This is a genomic window from Salmonella sp. SAL04202, from assembly GCF_046550775.1.
Classification (GTDB): domain Bacteria; phylum Pseudomonadota; class Gammaproteobacteria; order Enterobacterales; family Enterobacteriaceae; genus Salmonella; species Salmonella enterica.
The window spans coordinates 555,654-573,508 of the sequence record NZ_JBGDXK010000001.1 but is presented as its reverse complement, the minus strand read 5'-3'; the positions used below and the strand labels follow the sequence as shown (position 1 = coordinate 573,508).

Below are 17,855 nucleotides of genomic sequence, written 5' to 3'. Positions count from 1 at the left end.
GGTTTTTAAGCGCGGTCAGGCGCGTTCCAGAGGGCTGAGGTCCAGATACTGTCCTGTCGCCGCCTGCGATGGAGAAACGCCCAGCCACGGGATTTCCCCTAACAGCGGGGCCGGTATGACGCGGCGAAGCGTCGCGAGATATTCACCATGACGCGCGCCTGGCGGCTGTATGTCGTTGGCTATCCATCCGACAAGCGGTAATCCGGCCTGTTCTACCGCCAGCGCCGTCAGCATGGCGTGATTAATACAGCCCAGTTTGACGCCAACAACCAGAATCACCGGCAGCTGCTCCGTCTGTACCCAGTCGGCAAACGTCAGCGTGGCAGAGAGCGGTGTAAACCAGCCGCCCGCCCCTTCTGTCAACACCCAGTCTGCCTGCGCCTCCAGCGTTCGCAATCCGCGTGATAATACCGCCGCGTCTATCGCCCGGCCTTCGTCGGCGCTAACGATGTGGGGAGAGGTAGGCTCGGCAAAAGTATAAGGATTGATAGCGGAATAAGGTTGCGGCAGGCTGCTGTTACGCTGCAAGGCCAGGGCATCGCTATTGCGTAGCCCGTCGGTTGTCATTTCGCTGCCGGAAGCGACGGGCTTATAGCCTACGGTTTGATAACCTAACTGCGTTGCGGCCTGCAATAAGGCGCAACTGGCGACCGTTTTACCGACTTCAGTATCAGTACCGGTCACAAAATAGCGTTTAGTCACGTTCAATCACTCCCATAAAAAGATGGTACGTCAGCGGATATTTCCCCTGCCGCTGCGGCCATGCCAACTGAATCTGCCTAAGCCGGGCGCGGGTTAATACATCCGACTCCCGCCCTTCATGAAGATGGGTGGCGCCAATGCCTTTAAGCGAGCGCATCGCGCTCAGGGCATCCTCAAACCACAATGTCATCGCCTGAGTATGACGAGACGCCCGCCAGCCGCGCAGCGCGTGGTCAATGGCCTCTTCCGGCAAAAAGCTATTCGCGTGAGCGCGATTATCGACGGCCTGCCATGCCTGACGCAGCTCCGGCAACGACCCCTGGCACAAGGTGGTAAACGCCACCACGCCGCCGGGCCGTACAACCCGATACAACTCGCTCAACGCATCACGTAAATCGCCACACCACTGGACCGCCAGGTTGCTCCAGGCCAGGTCAAAAACTTCGGCGTCATGGGGAATCGCTTCGATATCCGCCAGCAAATAGTGATGCGCCGCCTGACGATCGCGCGCCTGTTGCAGCATCGGCAGCGAAAGATCCAGGGCGGTCACTTCGCTCCCCCGCTCTCGCCAGTAACGACTCATACGCCCGGGGCCGCAGCCTGCGTCCAACACACTGGCAAACTGGCGGCCTGTCAACAGTGTCAGCAGCGCATCCGCGCTGTGTTGCTGCAAAGAGGCGTGCTGTTCATATTGCGATGCGGCCCGGCCAAACGCCGCCGCAATAGCCTGCTTATTCACCTGCGCCATGCAGCACCTCCAGCAGACGGTCGATATCGCACGCTTCATGCGCCTGCGTTAACGTTAAGCGCAGGCGCGCCGTGCCGACAGGCACCGTCGGCGGGCGAATCGCCGTCGCCCAGCATCCTTGTTGACGCAGCGCCTCCGCCAGGCGCAATGCACGGCTGTTATCGCCCACGATTAACGGCTGGATGGCGCTATGGGCATTCAGTAGCGTAAATCGGGACGCGTTAACGCCGGCCCGAAAGCGCTGAACCAGAGCGGCGAGTTTTTCGCGCCGTTCACCACCTTCATCGCTACGGATCACCGCCAGCGAGGCGCTTAACGCCTGCGCCTGGGCGGGCGGCATACTGGTGCTGTAAACCAGATGGCGGGCGAATTGCAGCAGATAATCCGCGACGCTTTCCGAGCAGAGCACCGCTGCGCCGCTGACGCCAAACCCCTTACCGAAAGTCACCACCAGCAACTCAGGCTTCACCCCCCGCTGCCAGCAGGTGCCCCGCCCCTCATCGCCAGTCACGCCGATGCCGTGCGCATCATCAACCAACAGCCAGGCATGATGCCTGCGGGCAATGTGCTGGATTTCCGCCAGCGGCGCGCTGTCGCCGTCCATGCTGTATACACCTTCTGTCACCACCAGTTGCTGACCCACGCAGGGCGATTGCAGTAAACGCGACAGATGCTGCGTATCGTTATGGATAAAGCGGCGAAGCTGCGCCGGACTCAGATTGGCGGCCTCCAGCAGGGAAGCATGACTCAACCTGTCGGCCACAATCCGGTCATTTTTTTTCATTAAGGCGGTAATGACCGCCTGATTCGCCGCAAAGCCAGAGATAAACAGCAGCGCGCGTGAATATCCTAACCATTGCGCCAGTTCCTCCTCTAACGCCTGGTGCGCCACGGAATAACCGCTGATATGACCCGACCCGCCGCTGCCGACGCCAAAACGCGTCGCTGCCTGTTGCCAGGCGCGAATAATCTGCGGGTGTTGACTTAAGCCGAGGTAATCATTGCTGGAGAAGTTAAGATACTGTCGCCCGTTCGCTACCAGCCAGCGTCCGGCGCCCTGCGACACCACATAGCGGCGGCGCAACGTATCCGTCGCCCGACGCGCCGTCAGCGCATCGTCGACGCGTTGTTGCCAACTCATAAGGCTGCCGCGTTGTAATAATCATCGGTGTCAGGCGTCATCAGCGTCTGCTCCAGACGTTGCTGCTGCTCGTTATCGCCCGCCAGCACCCTGGTCTGCTGCGGATTCAGCCCCAGCTTACGGAATAACTGCAGATCCTTGTCCTCTGCCGGATTTGGCGTAGTTAACAATTTGCAGCCATAGAAAATCGAGTTCGCCCCGGCCATAAAGCACATCGCCTGGGTCTGCTCGTTCATCTGTTCACGCCCTGCGGAAAGACGCACGTATGAGGTCGGCATCATGATGCGCGCCACGGCGATAGTACGAATAAAATCAAACGCATCCACGTCATCGTTATCCGCAAGCGGCGTACCTTTCACCTTCACCAGCATGTTGATTGGCACGCTTTCCGGCGGTGTCGGCAGGTTCGCCAACTGCAACAACAGCCCGGCGCGATCGGTAACCGTTTCGCCCAGACCCACAATGCCGCCGGAGCACACTTTAATCCCTGCTTCACGGACTTTTTCCAGCGTGTCGAGGCGCTCCTGATAGGTACGGGTAGTGATGATATTGCCGTAAAACTCCGGCGAGGTATCGAGGTTGTGGTTGTAGTAATCCAGCCCGGCGTTAGCCAGGCGCTGCGCCTGGCTCTCGTTCAACATGCCGAGCGTCATACAGGTTTCCAGCCCCATCGCTTTGACGCCCTGTACAATCTGCTCCAGATAAGGCATATCGCGTTCATGCGGATTCTTCCAGGCCGCTCCCATACAGAAGCGGGTCGAACCGGCGTTTTTCGCTTTACGGGCGGAGTCCAGTACCTGCTCTACCTCCATTAAACGCTCGGCTTCCAGCCCGGTTTTATAGCGCGAGCTCTGCGGGCAGTATTTACAATCCTCCGGGCAGGCGCCGGTTTTGATCGACAGCAGCGTACTAACCTGTACCTGCTGCGGATCGAAATGCTGGCGATGAATTTGCTGCGCTTCAAACAGCAATTCCAGCAGTGGTTTTTCAAATAATTCGGTTACTTGCGACAGTGTCCAGCGTGGGTGGCGAGCCATCGGGCTTCTCCAAAATATGTTGTTTGTTTTTGATATGGTGTAGACTCGTAAACCTAAATCTTTTTAATTTGGTTTACAAGTCGATTATGACAACGGACGATCTGGCCTTCGATAAACGCCATATTTGGCATCCTTACACTTCCATGACCTCGCCGCTGCCGGTATATCCCGTTGAGCGGGCCGAAGGCTGCGAGCTGGTTCTCGCCTCGGGCGAACGCCTGATTGAGGGGATGTCCTCCTGGTGGGCGGCCATTCATGGTTATAACCACCCGCAATTGAATGCGGCGATGAAAGCGCAAATTGACGCCATGTCGCATGTCATGTTCGGCGGCATAACCCATACACCTGCGGTGAATCTGTGCCGTAAGCTGGTCGCGATAACGCCTGAGCCGCTGGAGTGTGTCTTTCTGGCCGACTCTGGTTCGGTGTCGGTGGAAGTGGCCATGAAGATGGCGCTGCAATACTGGCAGGCGCGCGGCGAATCGCGTCAGCGTTTTCTGACGTTTCGCCACGGTTATCATGGCGACACGTTCGGCGCGATGTCGGTGTGCGATCCGGATAACTCCATGCACAGCTTGTGGAAAGGCTATCTGCCGGAAAATCTGTTCGCGCCGGCGCCGCAAAGCCGGATGGATGGCGAATGGGATGAAAGCGACATCGCGCCATTTGCCCGCCTGATGGCCGCGCATCGCCATGAAATAGCCGCCGTGATTCTGGAACCTATCGTTCAGGGCGCGGGCGGGATGCGCATATATCATCCACAATGGCTCAGGCGTATTCGTAACATGTGCGATCGCGAAGGCATTCTGCTGATTGCCGATGAAATAGCCACCGGGTTTGGCCGTACCGGCAAACTGTTCGCCTGCGAGCACGCCGGGATCGCGCCGGATATTTTGTGTCTCGGCAAAGCCTTAACCGGCGGCACCATGACCCTCTCGGCAACGCTCACGACACGCCAGGTTGCAGAGACTATTAGCAACGGCGAGGCGGGGTGTTTTATGCATGGCCCGACGTTTATGGGGAATCCGCTGGCCTGCGCCGTCGCTTGCGCCAGCCTGACGCTGCTGGAAAGCGGCGAATGGCGTCAGCAGGTGGCGTCTATCGAGTCTCAGTTACGCGCTGAGTTAGCCCCCGCGCAAAGTTCGCCCTGGGTGGCGGATGTGCGGGTGTTGGGCGCGATTGGGGTGGTTGAAACCACGCATCCGGTCAATATGGCGGCGCTTCAACGCTTCTTCGTCGGGCAAGGCGTCTGGATCAGGCCGTTCGGCAAGCTAATCTACCTGATGCCGCCCTATATTATTCGTCCGGATCAACTGCGCCGTTTGACCCAGGCGGTCAATGACGCAGTACACAATGAAACATTTTTTAGCCATTAATCAGCGGTAAGCGATGCTGCTTCTGGCTACACTTCTGGTGAGTCAAAAGGAGAGCGCATGAAACTTATCAGCAACGATTTGCGCGATGGAGATAAACTTCCTCATCGCCACGTTTTTAACGGTATGGGCTATGATGGCGATAATATTTCGCCGCATCTGGCCTGGGACGACGTGCCGATGGGCACCAAAAGTTTTGTCGTGACCTGTTACGATCCCGACGCGCCGACCGGCTCCGGCTGGTGGCACTGGGTGGTGGTGAACCTCCCGGCGGATACGCGCGTACTGACCCAGGGGTTCGGCTCAGGCCTGGTGGCCGTACCAGACGGCGTCATTCAGACGCGTACCGATTTCGGTAAAGCGGGCTACGGCGGCGCGGCGCCGCCTAAAGGGGAAACGCACCGCTATATCTTTACGGTTCACGCGCTGGACGTCGAGCGTCTTGACGTTGATGAAGACGCCAGCGGCGCGATGGTCGGCTTTAACGTGCATTTCCATTCGCTCGCCAGCGCCTCGATCACGGCGATGTTCAGTTAAACGCTGTGCCGGATGGCGGCGTAAACGTCTTACCCTGCCAACGGGTTGGGTAAGCCGAATACGCGCCGCGCCATCCGGCAGCATTCACATAAAGTCCGGCACCAGACGCTGTAACGCGCCTTGCGCCAGCAGCGCCGTCGCACACTCAATATCGGGTGCGAAAAAACGATCCTGCGTATAGTGCGCCACCCGCTCGCGCAGTGTCTGCCGCGCCTGTTCCAGTAACGGGCTGGAGGTTAACCCTTCCCGTAAATCTATCCCCTGACAGGCCGCCAGCCACTCCACGGCAATGATGCCGCGGGTATTCGCCGCCATTTCCCAGAGTCGCCGCCCTGCCGCCGGGGCCATTGAGACATGATCTTCCTGATTCGCCGAGGTCGGCAGGCTATCCACGCTGTGCGGGTGCGCCAGCGCTTTATTCTCGCTGGCGAGCGCCGCGGCGGTGACCTGGGCAATCATAAAACCGGAATTAACGCCGCCATTTTTCACCAGGAACGGCGGTAACTGCGACATATGTTTATCCATCATCAGCGCGATGCGCCGCTCCGATAGCGCGCCGATTTCCGCTATCGCCAGCGCCAGATTATCCGCCGCCATGGCAACCGGTTCAGCATGGAAGTTACCGCCGGAGATCACCTCCCCCGCATCGGCAAAGACCAGCGGATTATCGGATACCGCGTTGGCCTCAGCCAGCAGTACCTCTTTCGTCTGACGTAACTGGGTCAGACAAGCGCCCATTACCTGCGGCTGGCAGCGAAGGGAATACGGGTCCTGAACTTTATGACAGTGGTGATGTGATTCAGCAATGGCGCTGGTATCGGTCAGCAGATGCCGGAACAACCGCGCGGCGTCAATTTGCCCCTGTTGTCCGCGCGCGGCATGAATGCGCGCATCAAAAGGACGGCGCGATCCCAGTACGGCTTCGGTGGTCAGCGCGCCGCAGACAACGGCGGAGGCAAATAACTCCTGTGCCTCAAACAAACCGCGCAGCGCGAAGGCCGTTGACGCCTGGGTGCCGTTAAGCAGCGCCAGCCCCTCTTTGGCCGCCAACGCGACAGGCTCCAGTCCGGCCTTTTTTAGCGCCGTCTGCGCCGGAAGCCATTCGCCCTGCCAGCGCGCTTTTCCTTCGCCAAGCAGCGTCAGCGACAGATGCGCCAGCGGCGCTAAGTCGCCCGACGCGCCAACCGAGCCTTTTGCCGGAATCAGCGGATACACGCCGGCATTCACCAGAGCGATGAGCGCCTCTATCACGCTCAACCGAATCCCGGAAAACCCGCGCGCCAGGCTATTGATTTTCAATACCATAATCAGACGCACCATCGCGTCATCCAGTGGGTCGCCTACGCCCGCGGCGTGAGACAGCACCAACGATCGCTGTAGATTTTGCAAGTCTTCATCAGCGATGCGCGTCTGCGCCAGCAGGCCGAAACCGGTGTTGATGCCGTAGGCGGTACGCCCTTCGGCAACGATATCATTGACGCACGCAACGCTGGCGTTAATGCCGTCAATGGCGCTGGCGTCCAGCCGAAGCTGTACCGGATGACGCCAGACATCGTACAGTTGAGAGAGGCTTAACTGCCCCGGAGTGAGTGTCATGGTGTTCATATCAGCCTTTCCCCTGCGTCGCCGCAACCATCGGTAAATTCAGACCTTGCTCAACAGCGCATTCCACCGCGAGATCATATCCGGCATCGGCATGGCGCATGACGCCCGTCGCCGGATCGTTGTGTAACACGCGGCGAATACGCGCGGCGGCCTCGTCAGTGCCATCACAGACAATCACCATACCGGCGTGTTGCGAAAAACCCATCCCCACTCCGCCGCCATGATGGAGCGATACCCATGTCGCCCCGCTGGCGGTATTCAGCAACGCATTTAACAGCGGCCAGTCGGAAACCGCGTCGGAACCGTCGCGCATCGCTTCGGTTTCACGGTTAGGGCTGGCGACAGAACCGGAATCCAGGTGATCGCGGCCAATCACAATGGGCGCGGATACCTCGCCGCAACGCACCATTTCGTTGAACGCCAGCCCCAGTTTTTGCCGCCACTCCAGGCCTACCCAGCAGATACGCGCCGGTAACCCCTGAAAATGAATGCGCTCGCGCGCCATATCCAGCCAGTGATGCAGATGTTTATCCTCAGCCACTATCTCTTTGACTTTGGCATCGGTTTTATAGATATCCTGCGGATCGCCGGACAGCGCCACCCAGCGAAACGGCCCGATGCCACGACAGAACAGCGGACGAATATAGGCTGGCACAAATCCCGGAAAATCAAAGGCGTTTTCCACCCCCATCTCTTTCGCCATCTGACGAATATTGTTGCCATAGTCAAAGGTCGGCACGCCCATTTTACTGAACGCCAGCATCGCCCGAACATGCGCCGCCATGGAACGTTTCGCTGCCTGCATCGTCCCGTGGGGATCGGATTGCGCGTTTTTCTGATACTCCTCCCAGCGCCAGCCGGAGGGTAAATAGCCATGTAGCGGATCGTGGGCGCTGGTCTGATCGGTCACCAGGTCCGGGCGCACGCCGCGATTAACCAGTTCCGGCAGGATATCCGCCGCGTTCGCGCACAGGGCGACGGACACGGCTTTCCCCTCGCGGGTGTAGCGCGTAATGCGGGCCAGCGCGTCATCCAGCGTGGCGGCCTGCTCATCCACGTAACGAGTACGCAGACGAAAATCGATACGGCTTTGCTGGCATTCAATCGTCAGCGAACACGCTCCGGCCAGCGTCGCGGCTAGCGGTTGCGCGCCGCCCATGCCGCCCAGCCCGGCAGTCAGCACCCAGCGTCCCGCCAGCGTGCCGTTATAGTGCTGACGCCCCGCCTCGACAAAGGTTTCGTATGTTCCCTGCACGATTCCCTGACTGCCGATATAGATCCAGCTTCCGGCCGTCATTTGACCGTACATCGCCAGCCCTTTCGCATCCAGTTCGTTAAAGTGTTCCCATGTCGCCCAGTGGGGAACCAGGTTGGAGTTGGCGATTAATACCCGCGGCGCGTTGTCGTGCGTTTTAAATACGCCGACCGGTTTGCCAGACTGAATAAGCAACGTTTCGTCCGCCTCCAGCCGGGTGAGCGCATCAACAATAGCGTCATAGCATTCCCAGTTGCGCGCGGCGCGACCAATCCCGCCGTAGACCACCAGCTCATGCGGATTTTCCGCCACGTCAGGATCGAGATTATTCATTAACATCCGCAGCGGGGCTTCTGTCAGCCAGCTTTTCGCCGTTAATACCGTACCTCGGGGCGCGCGGATAGTCTGCTGACGATACTTGCTTTCAGGCATAGCAATGACTCCTCATTATTATCGGTCTGCTATCGCCAAATAACGCTAAAACGCCACTATCAGGCACCGCCGCAGACCCACAGATAAGAATCAGACATATACTTGTCTATACAAGTAAGCACAAGAATAGAGTTAACAAAAATGATACAATTTTGTTATATTGTGTCAGCAATCACGTTTTCCGGCAGCAGTCCGCTCAGGAGATAAATCGTCCCTGTAGCCGGTAGCGCGACCCGGGGAAAAGTAAGCGGGCGTGAGAAACAATCCGCGACGCGGACCAGGTTGTACGACGAATGAGCAGACAAGGCTCATGCTCTTTGATAGTTAACCACGCGCACTCTTGCGCCGTGGCGCGCACCGCCTCCACAATATGTTCCCCTTCCGTTAGCGGCGCGATCCGCGACAAATAAGCGTGCGGCGTGGTCTGACGGTAATCCTGCGTCAGGTAATCCACGGCAATATCCGCATTCACGCAGCGATCTTCAATTTGTACCGGCAGATCGTTTTCATAATGCACCATGATGGAATGGAAAATGACATCGTTCTCATTGACGTTGAGAGCGCTGGCCTGGATGGCGTTTGCCTGCACACGCTCCAGCGTGAGCACCTCACAACGATGCTGATGACGGCGGGCGGCAATCTCCTCGGCGATACTGCGGACTTCAAACAGCGCGGACTGGCCTTTCGGTTCGGCGACAAACGTCCCCACGCCCTGTAAACGCACCAGCCACCCTTCATCCGTCAGCTCACGCAGCGCCCGGTTGATGGTCATTCGGCTAAAGCCATACTGAGCGACCAGTTCTGCTTCCGACGGAATGCGATCGTGCGGCTGCCAGACGCCGCCGGCTATTTTTTTACAGATGTCCTGTTTCACCGTTTCGTAAAAAGGCGCAGGCGCAGAACGGGAGCGGGATGAATACATGCGTGAAGCCTTCCTTATGCGGAGAGTGTTTTGCGGATCACAGATTAACGCCACCAGTGCGCGATTTGCCAGCCAAGCCGCGCCGCTACGCGCGCCGCTGCGCCATCTTCATCAAAGCGTGGATTAAATTCAACCAGATCCGCCGCCTGTAATTTTCCGCTGCGGCAAACCGGCTCAATTAAACGCAGAACCTGTATCAGCGGCACGCCCAGCGCTGCGGGAGCGGAGACGGCCGGCATTTCCCAGACAGGCAATACGTCGAGATCGATAGTCAGATAAATTTTATCCACCTTGTCGATAAACTGCGACATCTGCGCCAGCGCGTCATGGCAGTCCAGATCCTCCACCACGGTAACATTCCGCCACTGCGCTTCCCGCCACAACGCCTGCGTATTTGCCGCACGGCTCACGCCGAAACAGGCATAATGAAACGCGCGGCTCTGCGCGTCGCATAGCTGCGCCAGTTGACGAAACGGCGTCCCGGATGTTGCCCGGTCGGTCTGACGGAGATCCAGATGCGCATCAAGATTAATGATCCCTACGCTTTCCTGCGCAAACGCGTCCAGCACCCCCGCGCCGTGTCCAAATGCGGTTTCATGCCCGCCGCCCAGCACCAGCGTGCGCATCCCGGCCCGCAGGCAGCGGCTTACCGCATCGCGCAAGGCCTGCTGCGCGCCTTCCAGATCGGGCGTCGGCGCAACCCAATTGCCTAAATCCACCAGCCGTTCATGTCCCTGATGGCTGGCCATATTCGCCAGCGCTTTACGCAACGCGTCCGGGGCGCCTGCCGCGCCGGGACGGCCTGCATTGCGTTTTACCCCCTCGTCGCAGGCAAATCCCATTAACGCGATCTTTTGCTGCCAGTTTTCGGGGAAAAAGGTCTCGCTGCGCGTGACGGTCTGAAACAGACGCCGCGCATCCGGCGCTTCTATACTGTCATCGCGCCCCTGCCAAAGCGCCGGAGAAGCCGGATACCATTGCGTCATGAGATTTTTCCTCTGTATACCCGCTGATATAAAGGGTTACACCCCGGCTCATACACTATCTCTACCGGCTGTTCAGCATCCCACACCACAAAATCCGCCCGGTAGCCGGCCCTGATCTGCCCATGCGTCGCCTGTCTTCCCAACGCGCGTGCGGCATGGCGCGTAACGCCCGCCCATGCCTCTTCCGGCGTCAGACCAAACTGTACGCAGGCCATATTCATCGCCAGATGCAAACTGCAAAACGGGCTGGTGCCGGGATTGAAATCGCTGGCGACGGCGACAGGCACCTGATAGCGGCGCAGCAGTTCTACCGGCGGGCGCTGCGTCTCGCGCAGAAAATAAAACGCGCCGGGCAATAATACGCCGACAGTACCGCCGTCACGCATCGCCGCGACGCCCGTTTCATCAAGATATTCGATATGATCCGCCGATAAACCCTGATAACGGCTCACCAACTGCGCGCCGCCCAACAGCGAAAGCTGCTCAACATGGCCTTTAACGGGAATACCTAACGCCTTCGCCGTCTGCAACACGCGCTCACTCTGCGCCACATTAAAGCCGACGCTCTCGCAAAAGAGGTCTACCGCATCAAATAACCCTTTTTGCCAGAGCTGCGGAATCATCGTCTCGCAGACCAAAGTGATGTAGCCGTCCGGGTCGTCACGATACTCCGCTGGCGTAGCATGAGCGGCCAATAGCGTGGGGCTAATGTCGATAGCGTTTTCGGCGGCAAGTTTTGCAGCGACGCGCAACAGCTTTTCTTCTGTCGCCAGCTCCAGACCATAGCCGGATTTAATCTCCAGCAGCGTAACGCCTTCGCTGGCAAGGCGCATCATGCGTTCGCGCGCCAGCAGGTAGAGCGTCTCCTCCGCACAGGCGCGGGTTGCTGATACCGTCGCGTTAATGCCGCCGCCCTGAGCGCTAATATGCTGGTATGACGCGCCGTTAAGCCGCTGTTCCCACTCTGCGGCGCGGTTACCGGCAAACACCAGATGCGTGTGGCAATCGATAAGTCCCGGGGTTACCAGTCGTCCCTGCATATCATGGATATTGTCCCCACTGACAGGAAGCTGCGTCTCTGGCACGATATCGCAAATATGCCCTTCGCGTACAATCAGCGCCTGGTTATCTACCAGCCCGTACGGGGCTTGCCGCTGCGGGTCCATTGTCGCCAGCCTGATGTTTCGCCAGACAGTATCGCCCGGTAAAAGTTGCCGCATTCCTGTCGCTCTCTTGCCTGTCATGAGTTGTATAGACATTTATTTTCTTTCTGCTCCGGATTGTCAACTCAAAGCGCGAAAGTTGTTGCTTAATTGTGATAAAACTATCTGATGCTACAGGTGTTTCCGGCCTGAAAAGGAACTTTTTACCTTTTCGCCTTCCCGTTTCGTTCAACTTAGTATAAAAAAGCAGAACACAGAACGTTAATATTCAATACAATCAATCACATACAATAAGTTTTGATTGATTAATATATAACAAAACACGGTAAAATACGGCATTTCCAGTCACTAACAATCAATAACTTACATTACATTAGTGACCTTAAACAGAGCATTAGCGCAAGGTGATTTTTGTCTTCTTGCGCTAATTTTTTGTCACAAGAACATACCTTACACCAGAAGCACACAAAGCCTTGCAAACCGATGCAAAGCTTTGTGTGTCCCGCTTTTGTCTCACTCTATTTAGTTAAATAATTTCCGTTAAAATTCACAGTACCACCGACTGGTATTGATGCGAACCCAGCTACGTTTAACTGTCCGTTTGTTTCGATATAACATTCGACAGGAATCATTGTGCTTGATGCACTAACCCCCCACGCAGGAATGGGAACTCGTTTTATAGGTCTGCATGCAGAAATAGTGTTATATGCAACTGCTGCTGTTCCGCGCGTCAGCGACCCTGTGACCTGCACTGTCTTGCCAGTTAAAATCATGTCGAAAGCTCCGGTATCTGCCCATCCATTTAATGGATTTCCGTCTTTTACACCTGGATAACCTGAAATAAGAACAGTACCGTTGATGTATCCATTAATGAGAGAAGCATCAAGACCCAGGCCACCAAGATAATCAACTCCTGCCTCCCCATTCTCATTTGCAAATAGCTTTCCATGGGTCAAGCTATTCCCACCGAGTGCATAACCACTTTTTGTGTTACCTTTTGACGATCCTGTTCCTATATTTATCTCAACTGAATCAGGATGAACACGAATACCGCCAGAAGCATTACTAATCCTATGCTCACCGATAGTCCAACCAACACATTTATTATCAATGGTTAATGAATAATAGTTCCCATAGACATTAAATGCAGAGTACCTACCAATGCTGACGTTTGTTATGAATCCGGTATTAGCATCAGACGGTATCAATCCCCATGATGCATTCTGTACAATTAACTCACCAATACCAATTCTGTCGATTGTTACGTTATCATGAGCATCATAAATCCCGCCCATAGTGACATCAGGCCATCCGGAGTTGTCATAAAGACCAACTGCGATTCTTTCCATGTAGTTATCGGCACACGCCCCGCCAGAATCAGATTTGAAAATAAATGCATCACCATACTGACCGTAGCAGTGTGCAATTCCACCCTGCAAACCCTGGCATTTAACTGTAAAACCATGAAAACCGCCGATACATTCCACGTACCCTAATTTAACACCTGACAACTGTTCAAGCAGTAAGCTGTGAGTGCCAGGTTTTGACGGGTCTGTCACGGTGTTAAGGAGCTTTACATTATTTATTTCAAGGTTGGCATTACTGCCAGCGCCATAATGTTGCAGGCCATCTTCATAAGTAACCGACGGATAAACGTTTTGAGAAACATAATCACCAACGTCAATACCTAAATTAAATATTTTGAATCCCTTGGCCTGATTTTTAATTGTACCTTGAATGATGGTTCCTGTTCCGTCCATGAGATATCTTTTGTCAGATGACAGCTGAGGCATTCCAGCGCCAACAATAGTAATATTCTCAACGGTGTTTCTATTTACACCATATAACCCCGTAATGTTATACGTTTTCTTACCCAACCAAAAAACACTACCAGATGTTGCTGCTGTTAGTGCTGCTTTTAAATCTCCATTATAAGGTGCGTTATCTACAACAACGAACTTAACAGGAAGGCTATAATGTTCTGCTAGCCCACCAACTAATAGATACCCATCAGGCTGACTAAGTCTGTACTCAAGCTGATCAGGGTCGTACTTAAGCACGTTTGGGAAGTAAAACTGCTGAGCATTGTTGGCATCGTATACAGCCATTGAATGTCCCTGCACAGTTACAAACTTAGCAATCTGTCCGTTATAAACAGGGAAACCTCCAGCGTTTATGTTAATTGGCTGAGGAACAGGAACGTGAGTTCCATTCTCATTCTCAAGATAAACCTGAACCTGATTTGCAGGATTTACCGGATCGGTATCAATCTGTCCGATATAGATTTTACCATTAGCCACAGCCTTAAATGACCTTGGCATCGTGAACAACTGAGAAGGCATGCTTACAACAGCATTTGCAGTTATGTCTGACATTGTACTTTTACCTTGCAGGTTTTGAGATGCTGCAAACTTAACTGGTAATAGCGACGTAAGGCCGAGTAAAGACTTTAAGAGCGTTCTTCTTTTCATGATCCTTCATCAATTTTGATGGTTTGAATAGATCATGCAAAAAAGAGTGCCTGTTATCAACCTGACAGTCATTTAAGTTGCGCATCATTGCGTTAAAGTTTGATATGGTTTGGCTAATAGGAGATTTTATGGACAGAAACTTATTGAACTTTGCATTCCTTATCTTCGGCATCGTAGTTGGTAAACTACTATTCGCTTAAGGATTCTGATTTTACACCCTGAGCGAATGAGTTAACTGCCCGCTCAACATCAGATAACGCTTTCTCGAATGCGGTAGAACCACGTGGCGTGTTAGCCAGGCGAAGCATTGCGTTTCGTGCCGGTTCACTTTCATACATTCTCGCCAGCAATCCATAACCACCACCGACCCCAACTAGCGCTGGGTTAGTTGCAGACCCAATTCCTAAGATGAATGGGATTGTCTGCTGTCCGGTTGGCGTCGTTACACCTGCCTGCCCCGCACGCTTGGTTGACTCAAGATAGTTTTTCAGCCCTTTCAAATATGCAGCATCACGGCCTTTAAAAGCTATACCAGTCTGGTTAGACATCAGATTTACCTGGCGCAGGAATTGATCAGGAGAACCGCCTGATTTCTCCATAGCCTTTCCGATGATGCCGTTACGCATTTGTGCACGGCCAACCTGCCCAACTGACCGGTATAGATTCTGAATCTCAGATTTGTTCTTGCTGAACAGCATGTTGTTGACCACTTCAGGAGTTAAGTCTCCTTTCATGATCACGTTCTTTAGTCGAGTATTCTGGAGTTTGTTAGCTTCGTCAGCGTATATGGCGTTAGCTTGCTTATAACGACGCAGGGTGTCATTACCAAGATTCTGTCCGATAGCGCTGTCGATATCACCTGTCATTGCATTGTAAATACGCTGAATGGCTGCATCAGATCGGTTTGGCAAGACTGTTCTCTCTCCTTTAACATCCTGCCTAAACTGGCTTCTCAATCCGCTTAACTGCTGCAAATCCATTGCCATTGGCCCGTTTGCTCCAGCATTGCGGGTAAGCTCATCGCGATAGGCCTGAAGCTTAGAAATCGTATCGTTATCCGCAACCTTTCCAAGTTTCTGCAAACTGGCTATTTCAGTATCAATCTGCTGAATTGCCTTTGACGGCTGAATGTTTACGCCTGCCATTGCGTTTTGCACTTGTTCCAGCCTATTCCCCGCTGCGCGCTTTATTCCTGACGTTTTTGCTTTCAGACTACCAACCACAATCGACGGATCATACTCACCAAATCGCGATGCAAACTCATCTACCAACTGACTGCGAGCTTCTTGCTGATTAGCTCGCATAGTACTTGTCCCAGCAAATGGGATATTTTCAGCTGTGGTTTGCGCCATGCGGCCGACGCGTGAATTTGGCTGCAAAACGTCAGTGGTGTGCAAAGGAACATCAGCAGCATTAGCGAACTCAATAGCCTGTTGCGCTTCTGGTGCGATCGTCCCGCGAATCCCACGATAAGCAGCGCCAGCGGCACGGCCTAACTGATTGATTGCCCCGCCTAATGCAACACCAGTTCCTAAGTCTGTTGCCAGTGTTTCTGGATTATCACGCTCACTGTTTGCAGCCAATGAACCAACAGCGTTCTCCGCCAGCAAGCGTGATGCACCCTGAGCAACTCGACCGGCAATAGATGGTGCCTGCGTTGCAATTCTCTCTGCCCCAACAGGAGTCAAATATGGCAGTGCTTCAGAGAAGATTTTACCTTCTGTCGTCTGTGGAGTGAGCGCACCTTGTTGCAAGCCAAAGTCCTGCTCAAGTCCTTGTGTCGTGACACGAGGCGCTGGCTGATAAGTTCCGTCACCAATGCCAAGCTTCTGACCAGCCCATGCCCCGGCGCTGGCGACAGCATCAGCCATTGATGCCGGGATATTTGCCAGATTAACGCCAGCCTGTAGCAATCCACGCCCAGTTTCTGCAGCAGCATTGCCAAGGTCAGACATGAATCCACCCTGTTGCTGAGGCGATTCCTGTGGTTGTTGTGCTGGTTGTTGAGTCGTTGGAGGTGGATAAGCAGCATAGAAAGCCTGTTTAGCCTGTTCTGCATCGTTTCCTGCTTGCGGTGCTACTACTTCATTGAAGTATTGCTCCTGCGCCTGCGCTTTTTGTTCTGGTGCTAACGCCTGATACTGTGGAGAGGCGATAACATCTTTCCATGCTTTAGCCATTAATCACCCCATAGTGAAGAAAAGTTGCTGCCAGCAGGAGATTGTTGTACTGGCGCATTCTGTACCGGCTCCTGATAATCAAACTGTTTTTTAACAGTGCTTAACTTACTTTCAAGCTGATTTCGAATCTTTCCGATAGAGTCACGAAAAGCTTTTTCACTCATTTTGGGACTTAGAGCACCAACTGCATCGGATAATTTTTTACCCTCAGCATCCGAGAGAGCACCCATCCCCTTCAGGGACTGCACCATAGGAAGGAAAGTTTGAGCTTTAAAGGTGTCGAGCCTTGCTTCAAAGTTAGCTGCATCAGAACCAGGAACTGTCGGAAACGCTGAGCGAATGCCTACTGCTTTTGAAAGGCCGGGGCTTTGCTCTATCTCGTTGAGAGAATCAAGCGCAGTGCTGAACGTATCAACTGCGCCCTGAGCGGCGGCCTGTCTGTCAGCCTTTGCTATTTCTGCCTTATGACGAACATCAGCTTGTTTCTGCTTAAGCTCATCCAGTTTTATCTGGTTAGTCTCTCTGGCGATTTGACGATCGAGAACCTTATCCTGTAATTCTGCTCTCTGAATTTCACGCGATAGCGCCGCGTTCTGAGCGCTGATGTTTTGCCCGCGTACAGTGATATCTTGCCCGCGTTGCTGAAGAGCTTCTCCAGCCTGATTGCTGCGGATTGTCTCTGCCAGCCTGCCTCGGTCAATTTCACGACCAGCCATTTTGTCCTGAACATTGAAGTAATCAATCGGACCAAGCGCAGCCATCCCAAGGTGATCAACAAACTCACCAAATCCTGAAGGATTCTGCTGATACATCTGAACAACGTTATTAGGGTCAACACCGACGCGAGTCAGTTCCTTGGCGTTGTTTTGCAGCCATGATTGCATTGCTTCTGGGGACGATGACGCAAGGCGTGCGCCAGCCGCTAAGGTGCCGATGGAATTGCGCTGGTCTTCATCAATGAATCCCATGCCTTTACGAACAGATTCAATCTGGTCTGGATATTGAGTAGCCAACTGACGCAAAGCACCACGATCACCAGACGCATAAGCATTAGCGTACGCCTGCTGAAATTCTTTCTGCCGCTGAGCCTGCTTTTCCTGCTGAAAAACACCCGCAATACCTGAAAGACCTTGCAAAGCCGTCAGTCCAACATTGTTAGCGCCTGAACGCTCAATATCATTGTTCTGCCTGATAAGCTGAAGCGTATTTCCGATGTCATTTACGCTCGGAGCGTTTGAGTTGACGCCGCCGATACCAGCCAACAATCCGCCGTTTGTTCCTTGCCAAGTAGCCATGATTACCC

14 protein-coding genes are annotated in these 17,855 nt (G+C 54.3%); 2 read left to right on the top strand and 12 right to left on the bottom strand.

Going from position 1 to position 17,855, the window contains the following annotated elements:
• Nucleotides 1-15: 15 nt before the first annotated feature.
• From bioD to bioB, 4 genes are read right to left on the bottom strand one after another with little or no spacing between them, the layout of a single operon-like run.
• On the bottom strand, nt 16-702 hold the full coding sequence (gene bioD, locus ACLJQJ_RS02925; RefSeq protein WP_000167222.1) for a dethiobiotin synthase: 687 nt from the start codon (nt 700-702) through the stop codon (nt 16-18).
• On the bottom strand, nt 695-1,450 hold the full coding sequence (gene bioC, locus ACLJQJ_RS02920; protein ID WP_000079911.1) for a malonyl-ACP O-methyltransferase BioC: 756 nt from the start codon (nt 1,448-1,450) through the stop codon (nt 695-697). Before bioC ends, bioD begins: the two co-directional genes overlap by 8 nt.
• Nucleotides 1,434-2,591, bottom strand: coding sequence for an 8-amino-7-oxononanoate synthase (gene bioF / locus ACLJQJ_RS02915; RefSeq protein ID WP_063809534.1), 1,158 nt, complete (start codon nt 2,589-2,591; stop codon nt 1,434-1,436). Before bioF ends, bioC begins: the two co-directional genes overlap by 17 nt.
• Complete coding sequence (bioB, locus tag ACLJQJ_RS02910) at nt 2,588-3,628, bottom strand: biotin synthase BioB (RefSeq protein WP_000090727.1); 1,041 nt, start codon at nt 3,626-3,628, stop codon at nt 2,588-2,590. The genes bioF and bioB overlap by 4 nt, the downstream gene beginning before the upstream one ends.
• A gap of 86 nt (nt 3,629-3,714) precedes the next feature.
• On the opposite strand from bioB, the gene bioA reads away from it, so the two are divergent.
• On the top strand, nt 3,715-5,004 hold the full coding sequence (gene bioA, locus ACLJQJ_RS02905; RefSeq protein WP_000205514.1) for an adenosylmethionine--8-amino-7-oxononanoate transaminase: 1,290 nt from the start codon (nt 3,715-3,717) through the stop codon (nt 5,002-5,004).
• Between the two features lie 57 nt (nt 5,005-5,061).
• Nucleotides 5,062-5,538 (top strand): kinase inhibitor, encoded by a 477-nt coding sequence (locus ACLJQJ_RS02900; protein WP_000767403.1) that lies wholly within the window; start codon nt 5,062-5,064, stop codon nt 5,536-5,538.
• An 84-nt stretch (nt 5,539-5,622) separates the two neighbouring features.
• Here the strand turns inward: ACLJQJ_RS02900 and hutH are convergent, their stop codons facing one another.
• From hutH to ACLJQJ_RS02860, 8 genes are all read right to left on the bottom strand, one after another.
• A complete protein-coding gene (gene hutH, locus ACLJQJ_RS02895) occupies nt 5,623-7,143 on the bottom strand; it encodes a histidine ammonia-lyase (protein WP_001095238.1) in 1,521 nt (506 codons plus the stop codon).
• Nucleotide 7,144: 1 nt separating this feature from the next.
• Nucleotides 7,145-8,830, bottom strand: coding sequence for a urocanate hydratase (hutU, locus tag ACLJQJ_RS02890; protein ID WP_001115209.1), 1,686 nt, complete (start codon nt 8,828-8,830; stop codon nt 7,145-7,147).
• 196 nt (nt 8,831-9,026) lie between these two features.
• On the bottom strand, nt 9,027-9,752 hold the full coding sequence (locus ACLJQJ_RS02885; protein WP_063809533.1) for a histidine utilization repressor: 726 nt from the start codon (nt 9,750-9,752) through the stop codon (nt 9,027-9,029).
• Nucleotides 9,753-9,796: 44 nt separating this feature from the next.
• On the bottom strand, nt 9,797-10,738 hold the full coding sequence (gene hutG / locus ACLJQJ_RS02880; RefSeq protein ID WP_063809532.1) for a formimidoylglutamase: 942 nt from the start codon (nt 10,736-10,738) through the stop codon (nt 9,797-9,799).
• Nucleotides 10,735-11,958, bottom strand: coding sequence for an imidazolonepropionase (hutI, locus tag ACLJQJ_RS02875; RefSeq protein ID WP_410967689.1), 1,224 nt, complete (start codon nt 11,956-11,958; stop codon nt 10,735-10,737). Before hutI ends, hutG begins: the two co-directional genes overlap by 4 nt.
• 461 nt (nt 11,959-12,419) lie before the next feature.
• Nucleotides 12,420-14,276: a phage head-binding domain-containing protein gene (locus ACLJQJ_RS02870; RefSeq protein WP_024143557.1), complete on the bottom strand. Its 1,857-nt coding sequence runs from the start codon at nt 14,274-14,276 to the stop codon at nt 12,420-12,422.
• A gap of 284 nt (nt 14,277-14,560) precedes the next feature.
• Nucleotides 14,561-16,552 carry a hypothetical protein gene (locus ACLJQJ_RS02865; RefSeq protein ID WP_001029850.1) on the bottom strand — a complete coding sequence of 664 codons (1,992 nt, stop codon included), beginning with the start codon at nt 16,550-16,552 and terminating at the stop codon, nt 14,561-14,563.
• Complete coding sequence (locus tag ACLJQJ_RS02860; protein ID WP_000246943.1) at nt 16,552-17,847, bottom strand: phage DNA ejection protein; 1,296 nt, start codon at nt 17,845-17,847, stop codon at nt 16,552-16,554. The genes ACLJQJ_RS02865 and ACLJQJ_RS02860 overlap by 1 nt, the downstream gene beginning before the upstream one ends.
• Between the last annotated feature and the right edge of the window lie 8 nt (nt 17,848-17,855).